General features: G+C 49.5%; 12 protein-coding genes. 4 read left to right on the top strand and 8 right to left on the bottom strand.

Annotated features, from left to right (window positions below):
- The 7 genes from ACZ50P_RS07085 to ACZ50P_RS07055 form a co-directional block, all read right to left on the bottom strand.
- Nucleotides 1–522, bottom strand: coding sequence for a DUF3341 domain-containing protein (locus tag ACZ50P_RS07085; RefSeq protein ID WP_464134618.1), 522 nt, complete (start codon nt 520–522; stop codon nt 1–3).
- A complete protein-coding gene (gene nrfD, locus ACZ50P_RS07080; RefSeq protein ID WP_464134615.1) occupies nt 522–1,883 on the bottom strand; it encodes an NrfD/PsrC family molybdoenzyme membrane anchor subunit in 1,362 nt (453 codons plus the stop codon). Before nrfD ends, ACZ50P_RS07085 begins: the two co-directional genes overlap by 1 nt.
- Entirely contained in the window at nt 1,880–5,020 is a 3,141-nt protein-coding gene (locus ACZ50P_RS07075) for a TAT-variant-translocated molybdopterin oxidoreductase (RefSeq protein WP_464134612.1), read from the bottom strand. Before ACZ50P_RS07075 ends, nrfD begins: the two co-directional genes overlap by 4 nt.
- A gap of 12 nt (nt 5,021–5,032) precedes the next feature.
- Complete coding sequence (locus ACZ50P_RS07070) at nt 5,033–5,572, bottom strand: cytochrome c3 family protein (protein WP_464134609.1); 540 nt, start codon at nt 5,570–5,572, stop codon at nt 5,033–5,035.
- 180 nt (nt 5,573–5,752) lie between these two features.
- Complete coding sequence (locus ACZ50P_RS07065; protein ID WP_464134607.1) at nt 5,753–7,387, bottom strand: cytochrome c biogenesis protein; 1,635 nt, start codon at nt 7,385–7,387, stop codon at nt 5,753–5,755.
- Nucleotides 7,384–8,781, bottom strand: coding sequence for a cytochrome c biogenesis ResB family protein (locus ACZ50P_RS07060; protein WP_464134604.1), 1,398 nt, complete (start codon nt 8,779–8,781; stop codon nt 7,384–7,386). The genes ACZ50P_RS07065 and ACZ50P_RS07060 overlap by 4 nt, the downstream gene beginning before the upstream one ends.
- Before the next feature lie 140 nt (nt 8,782–8,921).
- A complete protein-coding gene (locus ACZ50P_RS07055; RefSeq protein ID WP_464134601.1) occupies nt 8,922–9,731 on the bottom strand; it encodes an N-formylglutamate amidohydrolase in 810 nt (269 codons plus the stop codon).
- Nucleotides 9,732–9,796: 65 nt separating this feature from the next.
- Here ACZ50P_RS07055 and ACZ50P_RS07050 point away from each other — a divergent pair, with 65 nt between their 5' ends.
- The 3 genes from ACZ50P_RS07050 to ACZ50P_RS07040 all read left to right on the top strand — a co-directional run bounded on the left by ACZ50P_RS07050 (nt 9,797) and on the right by ACZ50P_RS07040 (nt 12,329).
- On the top strand, nt 9,797–10,372 hold the full coding sequence (locus tag ACZ50P_RS07050; RefSeq protein ID WP_464117233.1) for a cob(I)yrinic acid a,c-diamide adenosyltransferase: 576 nt from the start codon (nt 9,797–9,799) through the stop codon (nt 10,370–10,372).
- On the top strand, nt 10,373–11,503 hold the full coding sequence (locus ACZ50P_RS07045; protein WP_464134599.1) for a hypothetical protein: 1,131 nt from the start codon (nt 10,373–10,375) through the stop codon (nt 11,501–11,503). It begins immediately after the preceding gene.
- Nucleotides 11,504–11,654: 151 nt separating this feature from the next.
- Entirely contained in the window at nt 11,655–12,329 is a 675-nt protein-coding gene (locus ACZ50P_RS07040; RefSeq protein WP_464134596.1) for a hypothetical protein, read from the top strand.
- 15 nt (nt 12,330–12,344) lie between these two features.
- Here ACZ50P_RS07040 and ACZ50P_RS07035 read toward each other — a convergent pair whose 3' ends face one another.
- The gene (locus ACZ50P_RS07035) at nt 12,345–17,921 is read right to left on the bottom strand and encodes a hypothetical protein (protein WP_464134594.1); all 5,577 of its coding nucleotides are present in this window, start codon (nt 17,919–17,921) and stop codon (nt 12,345–12,347) included.
- 470 nt (nt 17,922–18,391) lie between these two features.
- On the opposite strand from ACZ50P_RS07035, the gene ACZ50P_RS07030 reads away from it, so the two are divergent.
- Nucleotides 18,392–19,879 (top strand): hypothetical protein, encoded by a 1,488-nt coding sequence (locus tag ACZ50P_RS07030; RefSeq protein ID WP_464134591.1) that lies wholly within the window; start codon nt 18,392–18,394, stop codon nt 19,877–19,879.
- Nucleotides 19,880–19,887: the final 8 nt, after the last annotated feature.

Genomic DNA, 19,887 nt, shown 5'->3' with positions numbered 1-19,887 from the left:
CTAGTACTCCGTCTTCTTCACTTCAGTTGCGCCCAGCTCTTTGAACATCTGTTCAATTTTCGCTTCGTCGTAACCGATATCATTGTGCGGGATAAAGATCGCAAATTTGTGGCAGCTCAGGTCCGGATCAATCACCGGAGGATCCAAGCGCGGAATACCGCAAGCATAGAACAAAGCCGCAACAGAGGACAATGCCGAGAACAAGATCGTCAATTCGAACATGATCGGCACGAAAGCTGGCAAGCTGAAGAACGGCTTACCACCCACATTCACTGCCCAGTCCACTGCCGACGTCCAGTAAGTCAAGCCAAGACCGGCAGTCAAACCAACAACAGCCATGGTGAATGCCACATATGGAATCCAGGATCTTTTGATCCCACAAGCTTCTTCCATACCGTGAACAGGATAAGCAGAAATAGCTTCAAACTTCTTGAAACCAGCTTCGCGAGTTTTGCGAGCTGCTTTCAAGATTTGCGCCTCTTCCAACCAGATACCAGCAATACCTTTAGTATATTTAGCCATTAGTGGTGCCCTCCTTTATCGTCGTAGCCTACATGCAATACGGGCTTCACTTCTGCGATAGAAACCGCAGGGAACAATCTTAGATACAACAAGAACAATGTCAGGAACATACCGAAGGATCCAACCAGAACCCCGGTATCAAACCATGACCAAGCGTACATACCCCAAGAAGACGGCAGGAAGTCTCTGTGCAAGGACGTCACAGTGATCACGAAACGCTCGAACCACATACCCACGTTCACCAGCAAGGAAACCACAAACATCACAGGGATAGAACGACGGAAACGCTTCCACCAGAACAACTGAGGGAAGATGACGTTACAAGATACCATGATCCAGTAAGACCAGCCGTAAGGACCGAATGCACGGTTGATGAACACGAAGCGCTCGTATTGGTTGCCAGAGTACCATGCAATGAAGAATTCAGACGCGTAAGCGTAACCAACCAACATACCTGTGGTCATGATGATCTTATTCATCACTTCCATATGATCCAATGTTACGTAGTTCTTGAATTCCGGGAATCCAATACGAACCAACGTCATCAGGGTCACAACCATCGCGAAACCAGAGAAGATCGCACCGGCAACGAAGTATGGAGGGAAGATCGTCGTGTGCCAACCTGGCAAGTTAGAAACCGCGAAGTCGAAGGATACGATCGTGTGAACGGACAAAACCAGCGGCGTGGAAAGACCTGCCAGAAGCAAGTAAACCATTTCGTAGTGGGACCAGTTCTTCGCAGTCCCTCTCCAACCCAAAGACAACGCACCATAAATAGTACGGCGAAGTTTGTTTTTCGCACGATCTTTGATAGTCGCAAAGTCAGGAACCAAACCGATGTACCAGAACACCATGGAAACTGTCGCGTAAGTGGATACCGCGAAAACGTCCCAAAGAAGCGGAGAACGGAAGTTCACCCACAATGGACCACGTTGATTCGGGTACGGGAACAACCAGTAATCCAACCAAGGACGACCAGTGTGCAACAGCGGGAACAGACCCGCGGTCATAACCGCGAAGACGGTCATCGCCTCTGCGGTACGAGCTACGGAAGTTCTCCACTTTTGACGGAACAGGAACAGAACCGCGGAAATCAAAGTACCGGCGTGACCGATACCGATCCAGAATACGAATGTTACGATCATCGTACCCCAGAACACCGGGCTGTTCACCCCTAGAAGACCGATACCCACACCGACTACGGAAGCCAGGATACCGATATAGAACAGAAGCAACGTCTTCGCACCCAGGAACATTCCCATCCAACCTTTGGATGGGAAGCGTTCCACTGGAGCGCAGATGTCGTCAGTAACATCTTTCAAAGTTTTATTGCCAAGGACTAATGGGCTACGCTTCATCATGAGTGCTCACCTTGTTTTGCAGTACCGTGACCTTTTTGATCACCAGTTGATTCTTTATCATTGTTACGGATCTTGGAAAGGTAGCGAACCGATGGTTTCGCATGCCATTCTTCAAGAAGTGCATAACCACGCTCTTCAGTTTTGAAGATCTTAGCTACAGCACTGTTTGGATCGTTCAAGTCACCGAATACGATACCACCTGCAGGACATGCAGTTTGGCAGGCAACCTTGACGTCCCCGTCTTTCAACTGACGTTTTTCATTACGAGCAACGGTTTTTGCATCCTGGATTCTTTGAACGCAGAATGTACATTTTTCCATCACCCCGCGAGTACGAACGCCCACGGATGGGTTCAAAGCCATGTGCAACGGCTTTTCGATCAACTTCGCATAGTTGAACCAGTTGAAACGACGAACTTTGTAAGGGCAGTTATTCGCGCAGTAACGAGTTCCCACGCAACGGTTGTAAACCATGTCGTTCAGACCCTCGTCAGAGTGAACTGTCGCCAGAACCGGACAGACCGTCTCGCACGGAGCATTGTCACAGTGTTGGCACATCACCGGCTGGAAGACAGCTTCTGCATCTGCTGGATTGCCGATGTAGTAACGGTCAATACGCAACCAGTGCATTTCACGGCCTTCGATAACGTATCTCTTACCTACAACTGGGATGTTGTTCTCGGATTGACATGCAATCACGCAAGAAGAACAGCCTGTGCAAGAGTGAAGATCTACTGCCATACCCCACTTGTGACCACTGTATTCGTGGCCGGACCAGATGGACCATACGTGAGGATGCGGGATGCCCGTAGATTTCTTTTTATTGTAATCAGCCAATGTCGCTTCAACCGCGATCGTGCGGCCTTCCATTGTGTGGTGACCTTGCGTGATCGCAAGCTCATACTTCTTGGAAGTTTTCTTGAAGGTCGCAGTCAGACCGGCAGCCAAAACTTTGCCGTCTTTTGCAGACATAACAGCGAAGGCGTTCTTACCGATGCCGTTACCAACTTTACCAGCGCGTGTACGACCGAAGCCCACTGCCACAGCAAGGACATCGTCATGCAGACCCGGTTGGATCAACACTGGAAGCTCTAGAGTTTTATCCCCTACAGTCAGCTCAACAACAGTGGCCTGTTTCAAACCGTGTTTCTCGGCAGTCGCCAAAGAAACCATCACGTAGTTGTCCCAAACAGCTTTGGTCACTGGATCTGGAAGTTCATGCAACCAGGAAACGTTCGCCAAGGAACCATCGCCGTGCTGAGAAGTTGCATAAAGAGCCAATTCAAAGCCTTCTTTAGCCGCTGCCGGCTTGATGGATGTGAAAGCATCCAACTTGAAGGAGCGCGCGGAAGAACCGGAGTTCAACTCACCCACATAACCTTTTTGCAGAACGGACTGCCAGAAGTCTTCGAAGTTCTGACCTTTGCCATACTTCGGATAGATGTCGGACTTCCAGAACACACGAAGATAGTCATAGAACGTTTCGTAGTCGCGAAGACGAGCCGGACCTTGATTTGCAAGGTAAGCCCAAGTCATCAAAGACAACTGGAAAGAACGAGTGTCGTACATAGGACGGATAGCTGGTTGGCAGATGCTGTAAACACCCGCAGCCAACTCCATATCGCTCCATGATTCCAACGCGTGGTTGTCTGGAGTGATGTAGTCCGCATACACACCTGTTTCATCGATACGGTCGCCTGTGTAGATAACCATGTCGACTTTTTTAACTGCATCTGCAAAGCCCATTTCCGCAGGCAATACGAACGCCGGATTCACACGGTGGATGATCAAAGTTTTAACTTTACCACCTTTCATGTCCGCGATCAGATTTGCAAGATCAGAGTAAGAAGCTTTGTGAGCCGGGTTTCCACCTTTGTGGTCAACAGTTTTACCGTCGTTACCCAGGATGGAGTTCAGGAAGTTCACAGCCACTTGAAGTTCTTTGGATTTTTCAGTCAGAGTGGTGATGCCACCTGCAACAACCAAAGAAGAACCTTGGTTAGCCCAAAGATCCGTAGCCACTTTCGCGAACAATGCTGGTTCCACATTCAATTTTTTAGCCACATCCGCAAATGGAGCCAAAGCCGCCTTCACAGCGCCGTTGCCAGCGTGTGCAGAAACGCCCTTCTTCACGATGATTTCATGAAGAAGACCCATCACAACATCAAGTTGCTGGGACGGCTTGATTTTCATGCGGATGTCCGCGTTCGCGCCTGTCAAAGAATAGTTGGAATCAAAAGAAACCAAACGATTCATGTTTTTGATGTCTTTACGACCTTCAACAAACTGATTGGTGAACGCTGTTGGAGAGATCCAAGTACCCAGGAAGTCTGCATCGATGGAAACGATCATTTTCGCTTTATCAAAGCGGAATGCCGGAACCACGTTGTCGCCGTAAGAAGCGATTTGCCCTTCACGAACATCGTCGTTTGCCAAAGCTTCCCAAACCACGTGTTTCGCTTTGAAACCTTGTGCGAAATCACCGATCACAGCGCGAGTCGCCGGAGACGCCACGTTACCTGTCAGGATAACAACGTCACCTTTTTTAAGTTGCTCAACAACTTTTTTATCCAACTCTTCCCACTTGGTGTCGATCACCTGGCTGTTGGTTTTCTTTTCATTGAAAAGATTGCGCTGAGGACCTTTCAGTCTTTCAGGATCATACAAAGACATCAAAGAAGCTTGAGAACGGATGCTCAAACCACTGACGCTGAATGGATTACCAGGGTTGCCTTCGATTTTAATAGGACGACCTTCGCGTGTTTTAATCAAAACACCCAAAGCATCAGAGCCATCGAAGTAAGCGGAAGAGTAGTAGTTCGCAATACCCAAAGTCACTTCTTCAGGTTGCTTGTTGTAAGGAACGATTTTTTGCACGGGACGACGGATACAACCCGCAGACGCCATTGCAATAGATGCACCCATAAGTTTCAGGAACTCACGACGTGCCCAACCACCTTCGTCATCCGCCTCACGCAAAGGAGAGGACTGGAATTCCGTAGAGGCAATCTTGTTGAACTCTGGATCGTTGCTCCATTGCTCAAGACTGTTCCAGTATTTTGTATCGCGCTCCACTTTCGGGCGAAGCGCTTTTTTCATTTCTAGATCGTGATCATGATCATGATGATGTTCAGACATTGTACCAAACCCTTAGTAGTGACAAGTTGAGCAGTTAAGAGGAGCCTTGTTCTCTGGCTGACGGTGACAGTTCACACACCAACCCATGGACAAGTCAGAGAACTGTTGAACTTTCGCCATAGTCTCGATCGGACCGTGGCACGTCTGACAGTTCACACCTTTTGCAATGTGCGCATTGTGGTTGAAGTGAACAAAGTCAGGAAGCATGTGAACGCGTGTCCATTCGATGGAGTCACCGTTGTCATAAGCTTCACGAAGCTTTTGAATGTTCGGCTTATCCGTCGCCACCTGCAAGTGACAGTTCATGCACGTTGACAGTGCAGGAATGTTTGCATGCTTTGTTCTCTCAATCTGGTTGTGGCAGTACTGACACTGAATTTTGTGTGTACCGGCATGCAGGGAGTGATCAAAAGGAATCGGCTGTTCTGGAGCGTATCCTTTATTATATCCCCAACCTGGCTGGAATTTGCAGCCTGTGAGAAGTGTTGTAACCATGAGCGCGCCAATAAACGCAATTGCGCCCGCCGCTGTTCTTTTGAATACCCGATGCATAATCATCCTTCGCTAACTCATTACGATGTGGGCCAAAGACAAACGAATGCTGTCCTAATTTTAGTTTGCTCCTATTTAATGGTGTAAAAGTCCAGTTGTCCATATTCTTTTTGCAAACAAAATGAAAAAGAAGGAGACTCAGGCACCTTTCGCCCAAAAAATGTGCAAGCCAGTTTCAGACTACTTCGCAGCCTTCTTCCCTTTCCCTTGCCTAACTACACTGACATAAATCACAAACAAGATATGAACTGCCACGAAGGCAGACACATACTCCACGCCTCCAGCACCAAAGCCGTAAGAATGAAGCCCCGCGCCAAGCACAAAGTTCACTCCATACCAAGCCATGATCACCAAAGAGAAAGTGATAATTGCTGTCACTACCATTCCAAAATGCTTCAACATCCCCGCATAGCGAGCATGAAGAACCGCGAGGTACCCCAGAAGCGCGATCAAAGCCCAAGTTTCTTTCGGGTCCCAACCCCAGAAACGGCCCCACGAATAATCCGCCCAAATACCGCCAAGGATGATTCCCGGCGCCAGGAACGCGACACCGATTTGCATCGCGCGATAAATACTCATAGTGATCGCTTTGATCTGCGGCTGGAATTTCTCCTCACCACGCAGATAATAAATCAAACCAATATCCCCCAAGCCAAACGCCAGGAAGAAGGCTGCGTAACTGATAGTGATAGTCATCACGTGGATGGTCAGCCAGTAGTTACTGCGCAACACAGGCTCCAAGGGCTGCAACGTCGGATCCAAAACCGCCGGCGCAAAGTCGGCAATCACCAACCCGAACGCCCCCACCAAGGTCCCCGCCATTAAAATCAAACGATACTTATAGATAAGCTCCAGAATCGCCGCGAACAGCACTGTTCCCCAAGCCACCCAGACAACTGTTTCATACATATTGGAAACAGGCGCACGATCCATGATGTACATGCGTAAACCGAAGCCGTAGGTGTTCAGGATAAATCCAATGGCAATCAGAACCCAGGCCACCTTCATCAGGGATTCTTTGCTCAACGCCCAAACCAGCAATAAAACTGTGAATGCCAGGAAGTAGAAGATGTAGGCCCAACGGAAGGGATGGAAGTCATTATAGTGCACTTCCGCCGTAATCTTGCCACCGAGCGTGTACAAAGACGGATTTTCCGCCTTAGCCACCTCTTCAAATTTCACAACCGCTTCATCCAAAGCTTTGCCTGTCGCACTTTGATCCCCTTGAGACGCAATGGCCCCCAAGTGAGTCACAAAGGCCTTGGTCACATCCAGGAACTTTTCCTGCAAAGGTTCTGGCAAGTCTGCCACCGCGATCCACGCGTCGCCTTCTTTGGGAGGAACCACTTTCAGCATTCGACCCGCAGCGATTTCCTGGAAGATAAAGAACTGGTTTTCCAAACGCTGCAAAGCCTGGAAATAAGGATCCAGCTTTTCTTTGGTCTCACGCTTGGCCTGAAGCTCCTGCCGCAGCAGCGTGAAACGATCCCCGGCAAAAAGCTCTGCGCCAGTGAAATAACGCTGATCACTGGGAAGATTCAAAGCCTTCAGAACCTGGTGATTGCGCACCTCAAAGATCTTTTTACCTTCCCAAGCTTGCGGAGAAAGCATCCAGGTCAATACGATTTCAGTCGCGTTGCGACCTTCAAACTTCGTTTTGCCATAGATGATCTCCAGCATTTCCTTGGAAAAGCTGTCATAAGGTTTGATACGGCCGCCGTCCTGAACCGGTAAAGACTTCAACGCGTCCCCCGGCTTTGCCATAGCTCCGAAGCTCACCAACAATGATGCGATAACGAGCATTAATTTTTTCATTCGTTTTTCCCTGCCGCTTTACTGCGAGCGAGTTTGAAATCCAGATGCTTAAACCACATTAACAAAACAATCCCCAGTGACAACACCAGAGACCCCAGATACTTCAGGAAGCGCCCCGGATCGTGATTCACCGAGAAGATGGACGCCACCGGGCGACCTTCTTCTTCCTGGAAGCTGGCCTGATAAATCGTCAGACCTTTGTACTTCAAAGGCTCATTCATAGAAATCAGATGCTCACCCAATTCAGGAACCTCGACAACACTTTCGTAGGCCGCCGCTCTCATCGTGCCCTGATAGCGGGCCACATTGAAGCTTTTTAGCTTCAGCGGGAAGTTGATGTCGATACGGCGATTGCCATAGGTCAGAAGATAAACAGCATTGTTGGTGAAAAGTTTCACCATATCATTCAAGAGCACCCAGTGCTCTTTGCCGTCGAAAATGATTTTCACCGCAGAGGTCGTCAGCGGCGTCGGCCGAGGCATATCCTTGAGATCCCAGTCTTCCATCGCGGCCGGCATAAAACGCAGAACACGGAACTGCAAGGCCATCTTAAAGCCCGGATCAAACACGTCGCCTTCTTTCACAAAGCCCTTCTTCAAAGGCTTGGCAGAGTCTTTTTGGAAAACCACATAGCGAAGCCCGTCTTTTTCCGGAGTCAGGAAAATTTCATTGGCTCCGCGAGGCTTTTCTGGAGCCGGCCCCAGGAAGATCTGCGCCGGACCGAAATTATGACTGGCCAGTGCGTTTGGTTTTTTCTGAACGATCCATTCGATCACATTCACATTGTCATTTTGCAGTTGGAAGCGCAGACCCGCCCCGGCCTTACCGACTTCCCCCTCTACAACTTTGCGCGAAGGAACAACGTATTTCTTGTAATCGACAACTTTGATTTCGCCTTCATAGGCCGGAATGACAAAAGGTTTTTCCCGTGTTGGCGGAGAACGGAAGAAGTCCACTTCCTGTTCCAGAGTCTTGGAATAGCGGTCGCCGTCAAAAGAGGTGTACACCACCATGTCGGTTTCTGCGGTTTGCACGAAGTTATTGCTTTCCCCAATACCCACACGCATCGAGCCATCCAGGCCCCATTTCCATGTCAACCAAGAACCTGCCAACAAAATAATAATCCCGATGTGAGCCAGCACGAAAGCCACGTGACGCTTTTTCCAAGGCAGACGATCCACCATCACCGCCGTCAGATTGATCACCAAAAGCCCCAGCACGCTGTACATGTACCAGGTGTCGTAAACTAATTTTTTTGCGGCATAGGCGTCGTATTTTGCTTCAACGAAAGTTCCGACAGCCGTGATCGCCGCCATGGACACGATAATAAAAACGGCCAGCTTTAAGGAAGCCAAGGGCTTGTTGATTCTTTTTATAAGAGACTTTTGGGACATAGGGGTCTTATCCAAACCTTATTGAGAGCCATTTATTCCGATGACCTAATCAATTCGGTCATCAGAAAATATTAATTTTCGAATAGCTATCAATAATTTAGATCGGCTTTTAAGACCATGCTTTTTGGCTTTTCGACGCCCTACATTATATGCAGCAAATTGTTGCGGACATAACTCACGGCTGCGAGCAGTTTATCCTGCACCTTGCGAGCTTCCTCGGGTTTGAGCTTTTTGGTCTTTTCATCCATGTACAGCGAGCGATTGAGCTCCACCTGCAGCGTATGCTGTTCACGTTTGGGATCACCATACTGCTCTGTGACACGACCGCCAAAGTACGGCCAATTATAGCCGACTTTGAAGCCTGCGGTCGCATAGGCCGCAATCACCAGATCCTTGAAGCGCGGATCACAACTTTTCCCCTTGCTGTCACTGACAACGATATCCGCTCTCAACTCGCCCGGATCGCGGTGCTCACTGGTCCCGACAGAAGGCATGCTGTGCGCGTCGATGTGATAAGTTTTCGTAAAACCTTGGGCATGAAGATCCGAATAAAGCTTGCGAACTCCGGCATGGAAAGGTTCATAGACAAGTTTCACCAGTTCATCGTGAGTCTGCTGTGGCATGGGTCCTGGCATCAACTGATGCTTATAAGTTGTGATCACCCAGTGAAAACCACGATTGTGCATTCCCGCCGGATTGCTGTTGCCAATCACGGAACTTGCGTCCACATCTTCGGGCACACGATTCAGATCGGCGGCATATCGATGCCACTCCGTCTTCACAAAGGGGATATTCAACTTGTGCAAAGTGGGTTCATACAAAAAGTCCACATAACGATCGACGTCACACATCAAAACTTCTTCAGGTAAGGTATTCAGCCACGGCGTCTGTGCCGGAACTTTTTCACCAGAATGGGGGATCGTCACAATCAAGGGGACTTCATTTGCCATAACACTCTCACTTCTTGACCTAATAGACCTTAACCGTGACACTAAATACAAGAAGGGTCAAATCTATGACGAATGCTCCCAAGGCAAAAATTTATACGCGCACCGGCGACAAAGGCAACACCCGCTTGGTGGATGGTTCCTGTGTTGAAAAATTCAATCCGCGTGTGGAAGCCTATGGGACTGTGGATGAATTAAACAGCTATCTGGGCGTCGTTCGTACGCATCTGGATCCCCTGCCGGCCATGTCAGCTCTCAATGCCACTCTGGAAAAGATCCAAAATGAGCTGTTCAACATCGGAAGCCTACTGGCCACCGAAAAAGACGAAGTCTTTAAATTACTGCCTCCGATCACGGATGAACAGATCCGCTATCTGGAAACCCAAATTGACGAACTGACTGTCGAGCTTCCCGAACTGCGCAATTTCATTTTGCCGGCGGGTCATCCGGCGGCTGCGCACCTGCATGTAGCGCGCACTTTGTGTCGCCGCAGCGAGCGCCGTTCCGCAGAGATCGCCGTTCATGACGAACGCTACAGCAATACCTTGCAGTACCTCAATCGTCTGAGTGATTATCTTTTTGTAGCTGCTCGCTGGGCCAATCAGAAAAATGGCGTGTCGGATGTTCTTTGGAAGAAGACTTAAATGAAACTTGAGATAGCCAAACCCGAGGACTCCAAAGCACTGGTGGAGTTCTATAAAAGTTTTCCACTCAAAGGCCTGGTTGAAATCAAAATTGATCGCGATGGTGACTTTTTTGCTCCCTACGATGTGCAGGCCGAGCAGTACCTGACTTATCAGCTTAAGGACGATGAAGGAAAGCTTGAGGGTATGGCCAGCTTCGTAGTCCGTGATGTTTTGCTGGACGGAAGCATCACCAGAGTGGCCTTCGGACGCGATCTGCGTATTTCCTCCAACCGCCGGGCGGTTCTGGAGTGGTCCCAGCACTTTCTGCCCGTCATGAACGAAGTGTCCCAGACTTTGGGAAGCAAATATCTGTTTTCTGTGATGAGCATGGCTGACGTGCAGGCTCTGAATGCCTTTGTCCGTCCACGCACTTTGAAGCGCCCCCTTCCGAATTACCATCTGTTCCGGCGCTTTAACATGGTGTCCGTGCATGGACGCCTGCCTTGGGCCAGCAATCCCCTGCCTCACTTACGCCTGCGCCGAGGCAGTCTGGCGAATGTGGATGCGCTCATTCATTATATCACCCAGAAGTCCCGCAAAAGAGATCTGGCCACCGCATGGGATGTGCCAAGCTTCTTTGACAAACTGGAACGCTGGAAGGGCCTGAAGCTGGAAGATTTCATTATCGCTTTCGACAAAAACGAAAACATCGTCGGTTGCGTGGCCCCGTGGTCTGCAGGAGGAATGCAGGAATTCATACCTATGCAGTATTCGCTGCGAGCGCATAATTTCCGCCAGTTCCTGAAATTCGGCAAAATGCTGGGTTGGACTCGCACGTTGACCAAACCTTATTCGCGACTGAAGATCGAAGCCGGATTTAACTTTAAATACTTAAACTTCCTCTTTGCCGACAACGGCGACATTTTTGAAAGTCTTCTGTGGAAGGCCTTTGACGATGCCAAGGAAAACGAGTTCCTGCTTTATTCACAAACCCGAACTGAATTCATCTATCGCCGACCACGCAACTGGGTTTCCGCCAAGATGCCTTTTGGAATTTACCTTCTGCTGCCCCCGGACAGCGAGGTGCCAACCTTCCTGCATCCCAACAATGAAAATCCGGCAGAGATTGAACCGTTCTTCGCACTTTAGCATTGGATGGGAATTCATATTCCAATAGGATTCCCCCGTCTGGAGTATGCTCCTTTTTGCGTCATGCAAAACAACTTGCACGATTCGTTTCACAGTATTTTTCAGAGCACACTGGCTTCAATCTTGAATCGTGATCCTGACAGGAGTTCCTATGTCTGTCAGAAAAATAAAAAGTCTCATTTTCACTCTGATTGTTTTCGTTCTTCCTTCCTCTGGTTTTTCCCTGACCATGATGGAAAAGCTGGAACGTGTTGAAGCCGCTAGAGCCCGCTACACCGAACAACTTAAGCCCCTTCAACTGTATGACAGATACATCAACCAGGATCCCATTGCGAGCCTTCGCGACCACGACCTTGCAGCTCTTCAAACCCTGATCCGGCTGACCGGAGCGGACCAGCTGAAGTTGCACTGCCAGGCTTCCGAAGCCCAAATCCGCTCGCACGAACTTAAAGAGCGCGAGGAGTACTGCGCCAACGGTGTTCGCTACGCAAGAAGAACTGCGCTTCATCCGCGTGTCGCGAACATTCTGACTTCTCAGGGGCATGTGCTGAATATTTCTGTTGGACTCAAGCGGCCAGCCAGCGGCTTTTGCTCTGCGATCGCGAACCAACAGGGTCTCTTCGTCGGTGCAGTCACAAATTCTTACGGTCAAGAAAGCCTGACCTCTTTCCATATCCAAGAAACGCAAAGCCTGCACAGGGCAAATGCACCTGATGCGAAAAATCTGACGATGGCTCTTGCGACGTGCTGCCTGCCGGAAGACAACCAGGAACTGAACTGTCTGCAGCGCTTGGAAAACGCCTATAAATCCCTCGGTGGACGCTAGTCTGAGCTCTAACCCTTAGGGTGGATTGCTGTACTGAGCGATTCCAGACATACCGTTTTGGCGGAAACCAAAGACGAGGCTTCCATCCGAGTTACGTATTGCCATTGCGTCCGTACAACTCATACTGGTGGTCGGCCAGGGAAGAGTTGTGAATTGCCCTGTGGCTTGACTCCACTTTTTTATCTTTCCAGCGGCGCAATAATAGACCACCAAAGAGCCTGAAGCTCTTGTCGCCGTGATTCCACCCACGCCCTCTCCGGCCGGATCCGTAAACAAGGTTCCGATAGCTCCATTGGGTTCAAAATACCGAGCCGTCGCTGAACCACCCAAATACCATCTATTTAAACTGGAGTCGTAGGCCATTTGCCCTATGTTCGCGGCATGAGGTATTGCACTGGTTCCAACATTGCTGCCATCTGCAGGCCAGCCCGAAGAACTGTTACCAACGATGCCTGCAATTTGACTTTGGATGCCACTGGTATCATAGGACTTCATTAGTGAATGACAGTAGGTCGAACACCAACTTGCCGTGACCGCCGCAATGGAGTTACCCATAAATCCCATGATCTTTGGATAGTAGGCACTGTCAAAGGCCACTGTCCCACCATCTCCGGTTTTATAGCTTGTAGCTCCGTTACCTGCAACATCCTCCCACTTGCCCGTGGAATTACTGATCTTTGAAATGCGCAATCCTCTGTTATAGTGGACTTCATCACTTGTAGATACTGCCAAGGAATAGGTGTTCACCCAGAAATCAACAGCTATACCCTGTTGATTTGCCAGACTGGTCGTATTCGGGATCCCGTTGCCACCGTTCCCCGCGAGCAAACTCATTGTGCCGTCATTATTGACCTGACGGATTCGATAAGTGGCCGGATCCAGCATAACCACTTCACCCGTGGACTTTAATGCAATCTTGGCAATGCTATCCATTCGGGCACTGTTAGCCGTAATACCATCCCCAAAGAAAAGATGTTGGCCTGCGATTGTAATAACCTTTCCATCTTGGTCCAAAGTGCGAATGACACCCCAATCGTTCCAGTAGATTTTACTGTTCGCATCGATGAAGGCATCATAGATCAACATGCGACAAGCACTGGCCAGGGTGCCGTCCTCACAATACCCAACACCACTAGCCCCCAGGACATTCACAAAGGCAGACGTGCTTTCATTGAAAACCCGGATTGGAGTGCCATTGGCGATACCATAAAGCTTTCCATCCATACCGGCCACCATGTTCATGGTCTGTCCCGTGTCGTTCGTATGAAAAGGAGTCATCGTTTGATAAGTCGTCGGATTGTATCTTGTACGTGCGGTGGAGCCTCCCCCTAAGCCCACCAAACCCAAAATCGAATTTGTCGAGGAATCAACTGGATTGTAAGACACACCAAGGTAGACTGCGCCCAAGGGTGCGGTGTCGGCATTTGCATCTGCAGAATGCCCAATTCCCCCTCTTAAGTGCCGGTGAACTAAGTTATCTATTGGGTTATAAATCCAAATATAGGGTGGGACCGAGGCCGTCATCGGACTAGAGAATCCCCTTGCCACAAAGTAAATTTGTCCATTTGGGCGCACTTGAAACAGAACATTTGGGCTGGAATCATTACTTGGGATATCCAATTGCAAGCTCTTCGCATTGATCCCATCACTGGAGGAACTACCACCGCCAATGATGGTATCAATGGTCCAAGGTGTGGACTGAGTGTTGATTTTACGAATACGAACCCGATCCCAAACATAGAGATTCGATTGAAAATCCATGGTGATCTTAATAGGATCAGCCACCTTGGCCGCTTCGATAGGACCACCATCCCCCTCATTACCGACAGTGCCTGTGCGAGGAATCAATACATTATAGTTACCATCCGCAGGATCAATCTTCATTAGGCCTTTACCTGTATCAATGACAATGATGGTTCCGTTGGGCATGACCACAAACTGTTGATTTGCCAGTCTACTGGTCCCCTTTCTAATCCGCAGGACCGCGCTTTTCGCGGAGGCACCAATACCAGGCTCGGTGTTGCCTGCCAAAATTCGAACGCTGCCGGAGTTCAAAATAGAACTCACGCCACTTGTGGAAAGACTGCCTTCGTTGGTGGCAACAACCTTGACCCTGAAGTATCCGGCAGGAGCCCCGCCTGACCACAGATAACATCCTGTATTGCCGTTATCTATCGTCGTCCCGGCATGATCAGGCGTGCAGGCCCCATTGGCTCCATTCAAAAGACCGGAAGCAATCAGAGTGTAATCAGAATCGTTCGTCGTATAATACAACGAAACAGGATGAGACCCCAGCGGCGATGCTCCCTCTGCCTTCCATTTAACAAATACATTTCCTCCAGCACTGACAAGATATTCTGAATCCACGCTTGGCAGCTGAGGCATATCCGTATTAGCGGCAATCACATTTAGTACTGTTGGCGGCAGAGGCGCCACATAGTTCGTTGTGGCAGAGTCAATCCCAGCACTTCCGCTTCCACTGTCACTTAGGTTTGAAATAAGTCCGGCCTGGTTCTTTACAAATCCATAGAAAGTATAGCTGCCTGAAGTAAAGCCGAGCTGAACATAGTAGTTATTCAAAGACAGATTTTTGGCTGGCGTAAGACCCGGTGGGGCCGCATCGACCGCTCTCCAACAAGCATCTGAAAGAGTCGGCACAGAAGGAGAATTCATTTTAATGCAGAAGTGAGAAATCTTAGTCACCTGGGAAGTTGCCGCAAGATTAATTTGGATGTTTTGCAGGGACGTTGCCGCACCCTGAGTAATTGAGAAGGCGCTTACTGCAGGAAGTGTCGATTCAATTGTAAAATCCGCAGCACCAAAGACAACAGTGGCCGGATTTCCCACACTGTCGGCAACAGTCAATCGCAGTCGAACCTGACTGCTGTCCACCAGCGGCAAACTCCAGGCTTCAGTTCCATCATTCTCAGTAGCAGAACGGTAAGTCACCCAGGTAGCTCCACTGTCTGTCGAGTATTCAATCTTCACCGGAGTCGCCGCTAGGTGCGCATCGCTCGCCGTCCACGTGATATCTTTGGTAGAACCACCAACATAGAAATCAGCAGAGTTAAAGCTCGTTAAAGTCACAACCGGTGCCGTCTGATCCAAAACCATACTACCCGAGCTGACAGGAGAAATATTCCCCACTGCATCCTTGCTCCAGGCATAGACCGTTTTACTACCATCCCCTGTTGACACAGTGAAAGACTTGGATGCCGCGCAGGTCTCCCAAGAGCCAGTATCTGCCGTCGGTGCGGAGGATCCTTCACTAAAGAGCATATGTGTGGCATCCCCGGAACAGCCACTCACTGACATTGTCACTTCCGGCAAATTACTGGGGGACCCTGAGGTGCGAACCAAACCCAGAGCTGCTGGGGCTGTGCTATCAATAGTCAGACTTCCCGATGACATTGCAGCACTGCTATTGCCCGCCAAATCATCTGCAGTCACTCGCACTTTCACCTGAGATGACGTGATGGCAGGCAAAGTCCATGTATAGACACCCGAATTCGCAAGGTTTGATACGATCTCTGCCCACGTTCCACCATTATCACTGGAGTACTCAAGCTTTATGGGGGTCGCAGAAAAGTTAATATCACTGGCACTCCAGCTGATGGTCTGTGCGCTGCCGCCACGGAAGCTGCCAGAGTTCAAACTTGTCAGAGCCACCAAGGGGGAAGACGTATCCAAGGTCATGCTTCTGCTCAGGGAGCTGGAGTTGACATTACCCACAGCATCCTGAACCCAAACCTGCAGTGTATGCAGACCTTCACCTGAAACAACATAAGATGGACTCAGCCCGCAGTTCTGCCAGGATGGACTGCCCGCAGCTGGGGGAACCAAGGATTCGTTAATAAGAATTTTGGCAATATCAGCACAGGTTGAGAGGCTCAAGTTCACAGTGGAACTGTTTGAATAGCTGGCACTGGCAAGATTCACCGCGGGCAAGTTTGGAGCCGTCGAATCAATAGTCAGACTTGCGGAAGAAGATGCCTGAGTGACATTCCCGACAAGATCTGTGGCGGACACTCGCACGCGCACCAGCGCAGAATCAATAACTGGCAGCTGCCAGGAGTAAGATCCGGTATTGTTCATGGAGCTTACAATCGTGTTCCAGGCCGCACCATTGTCAGTACTATATTCCAACTTGATGGGACTTGATGCGAGGTGAAGGTCACTGGCACTCCAACTAATATTCTGCGTGCTACCGCCCAGATAGCTTCCTGAGTTTAAAGACGAGAGCGTCAGAACAGGTGCAAGACTGTCAATTTCAAAGGAGGACGTGGTAACCACACTCCAGTTGCCAGCACGATCCTGAGCGCGCAACCGCAACTTCGCGGTCGCTGTGTTATGTTCAGGAACAGACCAATGATAGGTGAATGATGTCTGTACTGGATCTTCGATAGAAGTCAGTTCAACAAACCCCACCCCATCTTGGGCATATTCCAAGACTATCTGCGCAACCCCGACCCCTAAGTCTTGGGCGGTAAAGAGCACATTCTGATTGGATCCTCCCCGAATCAAGGAAGCTAGATTTTGTAGTGTGACCACGGGCGGGTTTTGTTCCAGGATGATGCTCACAGAGCTGGCACTAGCAGAGACATTGTTGCTCGCATCCAAGGCCCACAGTCGAATCACCTTATTCCCATCCCCATTCGGCAAAGTCAGCGCCTGAGTTTGAGTGCCCGCCTGAGAGCAAGTGATATCATACCGAGACAAGTCCACAGGTGCTGTGGGCTCATCCACGGTAAGAGCTAGTTTTGAAAATGTCGCACAGTTTGCAAGGCCCCCGCCAGTATTAAAAGAAACCTCCACGGACTGGGTGCTGGTGGGAGAGCTAGTTAGCAATGACAAGGCTGGCGCAACCGCTGGCACGTTATTTTGAACCAGAATTGCCTTTGTCAGAATCTTATAGGGCTTATTTAGGTCAAGGCCACCTACTCCATTGTCTTTTCCAACATAGAGACTGACAGTGTGGCTGCCTTGCGCATTCGCGGACGGGGTGTAGATAAAACTTGTATTCGAAGATATCTGCTGGCTATCAACCTTCCAAACATAGACGGCCTGATAGTCCGGAGACCAATGCCCGGCACTCACTGCCATGGAGATCGGTTGAAGTTCTAGGCCCTCATTGGGAATCTCAAGAGACAAAATCTGAGGCGCAGCATCGGTGAGAACAGCGGGAGATACGCCCAAAACTCCCACAAAAATGTCATTCATTTGAGAGTTGCCAGAAAGACTTTGATAGGCCTCACTGACTGTACTTGACTCATGAAGAAACTTAATAAGGGCTTCGATCTTGTCCCGGCTTGAATACAGATTCTCGACCAGCTTCTTCTTTTCGCCGGTATTTAGGACATAAGACAAAAGAGTCGCGCCCTTAGAGACATCCTGATTCTGGGCCGCAGTCACAGGTCGACTGAGGACTTCTCCACAGGCTTCAATATTTACAACCAACGGAATGGAAGGCTGTCCATTTCTAAATTCAACCCCCAAATTCTTCGTCTTAAATTCATAAGTCCCATCCGCAGCCACGTCTGTTTCACCCAGCGCGGATTGAACCACATCGCCATTGGAATCAATTTTATACAACTTTGCCTTTGCCCCCACACAGGCGACAGAGACGTCTCCGATCTTAGCAAGCTGCTTATTTGAGGCAGAGGATGGTGACGCCAGGAGTCTTCCCGAGATTTTAGTGATCTTACTGCTCCAAACCAAATTGTCCGGAGAACAGGCTCCCAACACAAAGATAATGAGTACGCCGAGACTCAAGCCCCGAATAGATCTCGCTATCTTTACCCAATACTGAAAGTTCATGAACGTACATGCTCCTAAGAGTTCAACAGTACTTATCGGAGGAATTTTTCAAAGCCTTAGAAAGAACAAATAAGGAAGTTGAAGACAAACTGGAGTAACTGCGACCTGAGTGCCCTAAAATCAAACGGAAAATTTTTGAAGCCTGCTTTGGCATGGCCGCTTTTGGGCACCTTAGGCAGCATGGGGGCGCTTAAAAGCAATGTGCTTCTTGTCGCCCCGGTCTTGGATTTGCTGGATAAACGCTCATGGGATTGGTGCAAAAAAGATATCTCAATTTGAAACAGGTCTGCCGACTGCTCTTTACCGGAGTTTTGGGTCTTTCTTTGACGGCCACCGCCGCAGACAAAGGACCCAACTTAAACACCAATAACATCACTTCAGCTGACAAAATCGCACTGACCCTGATCAGCAAACTGCCCAATTCAGGGGTTAAATCCGGGCTGCAGCGCTATTATTCCATTTTATCTTTAAAATCCTACACAGATGACGCGGAAGTGGCTGTTGCCAACACCGGACTGGCCCTGTTTTTCGAGCAGCACTTTAACCAGAATAAATGTTTTGCTGAAAATGCCTATAAATTCTATCGCGATCTGCGCCAGAACACACGCCAACAACAAGCCGCCTTTACCGACGGCAGCCGACACCGTCGCCCCAGCTTGGGGGATGTCGCCGGGAAGAACCGCCCCGATCTGAAGCCGGGTTGGTTGTATGAGAAAGCTTTGAAATACGCCAACGGAAACCCCAATGCTGCAATCAGCTTGATAGGCATGTGCGGGCATGACGACAAGAACCAGGGTCATTTCGTCAATCAGGATGTCGAGATTCAACTGCAAAACAGCGGCTTACGCAGTGATGAGCTTTACACCACGACAGAAGACAGTGAAGATCAAACGGTGTGCCCTTCCCAGTATGCAGACTTCTATGTCGCCGGCGGCCTTTCAAAAACCTCGGACATCGCCGACGATCTGAAAAAGAAAATCCTGAGCATTCAGTACCCTGGGAAAAAAGCTGTACAAATTGCCGCCAAAAACTATCATGTCATGGGGGCGGCGTTTATGACCTGCCAGATGATTGAGGCAGGACTAAATCCACTTTTGGCAATTCAGGTTGAATCCATGGCCGCCAACCTGTACCGCGGCATTCGCCTGTGTCAGAACATTGAGATCCCCGGCAACCTGTTCTGGGACTTGCAGCGCCACCGTGAAGTGGCCTTCCGTCCCTTTGGAAAAACCTTTGAAGAAATCGTGCTGGAAAAAGCCATGGATCGTGCCCACAACAAAAAGTGCACGATTAAAGACACACGGACCGATGCTCTTTGTCGCCTGTTGAAAGTTGTCGGTGTCCCGCAGGACATCAGCAGACCGCAGATGGCAAAACGCGCTCAGGATCTATTGACAAACTATATGGATGAAATGATCGCCAGTGGCTTGTACGCATCCTGGCATATCAGCGGCGAAGTCGCGGGAATCAGTCTGCCCTGTTCACAAGCGCAATTGTGGGGCCCCCATCCCTTCATGCAATGGTTGATTTCCAACACCGAAGTTCGCGTGAATATCTGCGGAAACGGCCTGACCATGGAAGCATGTCGAAAAGCCGTCAAAAAGATCCGTTCTTGGGAAGTGGACTTCGACTGGACAGTTTCTCAGCATGTGGCTGGCGCCCGCTTTGCTGCGAAGGTCTGCAAGCCCTACCCCGAAGGAAGATCCTCCTTCGAGGCATTCTGCAACAGATAAAGACTATG

The sequence above is a fragment of the Bdellovibrio sp. CKG001 genome (assembly GCF_055397465.1).
Note: the sequence above shows the minus strand (reverse complement) of the source record. Positions and strands in the feature narration are given on the sequence as shown.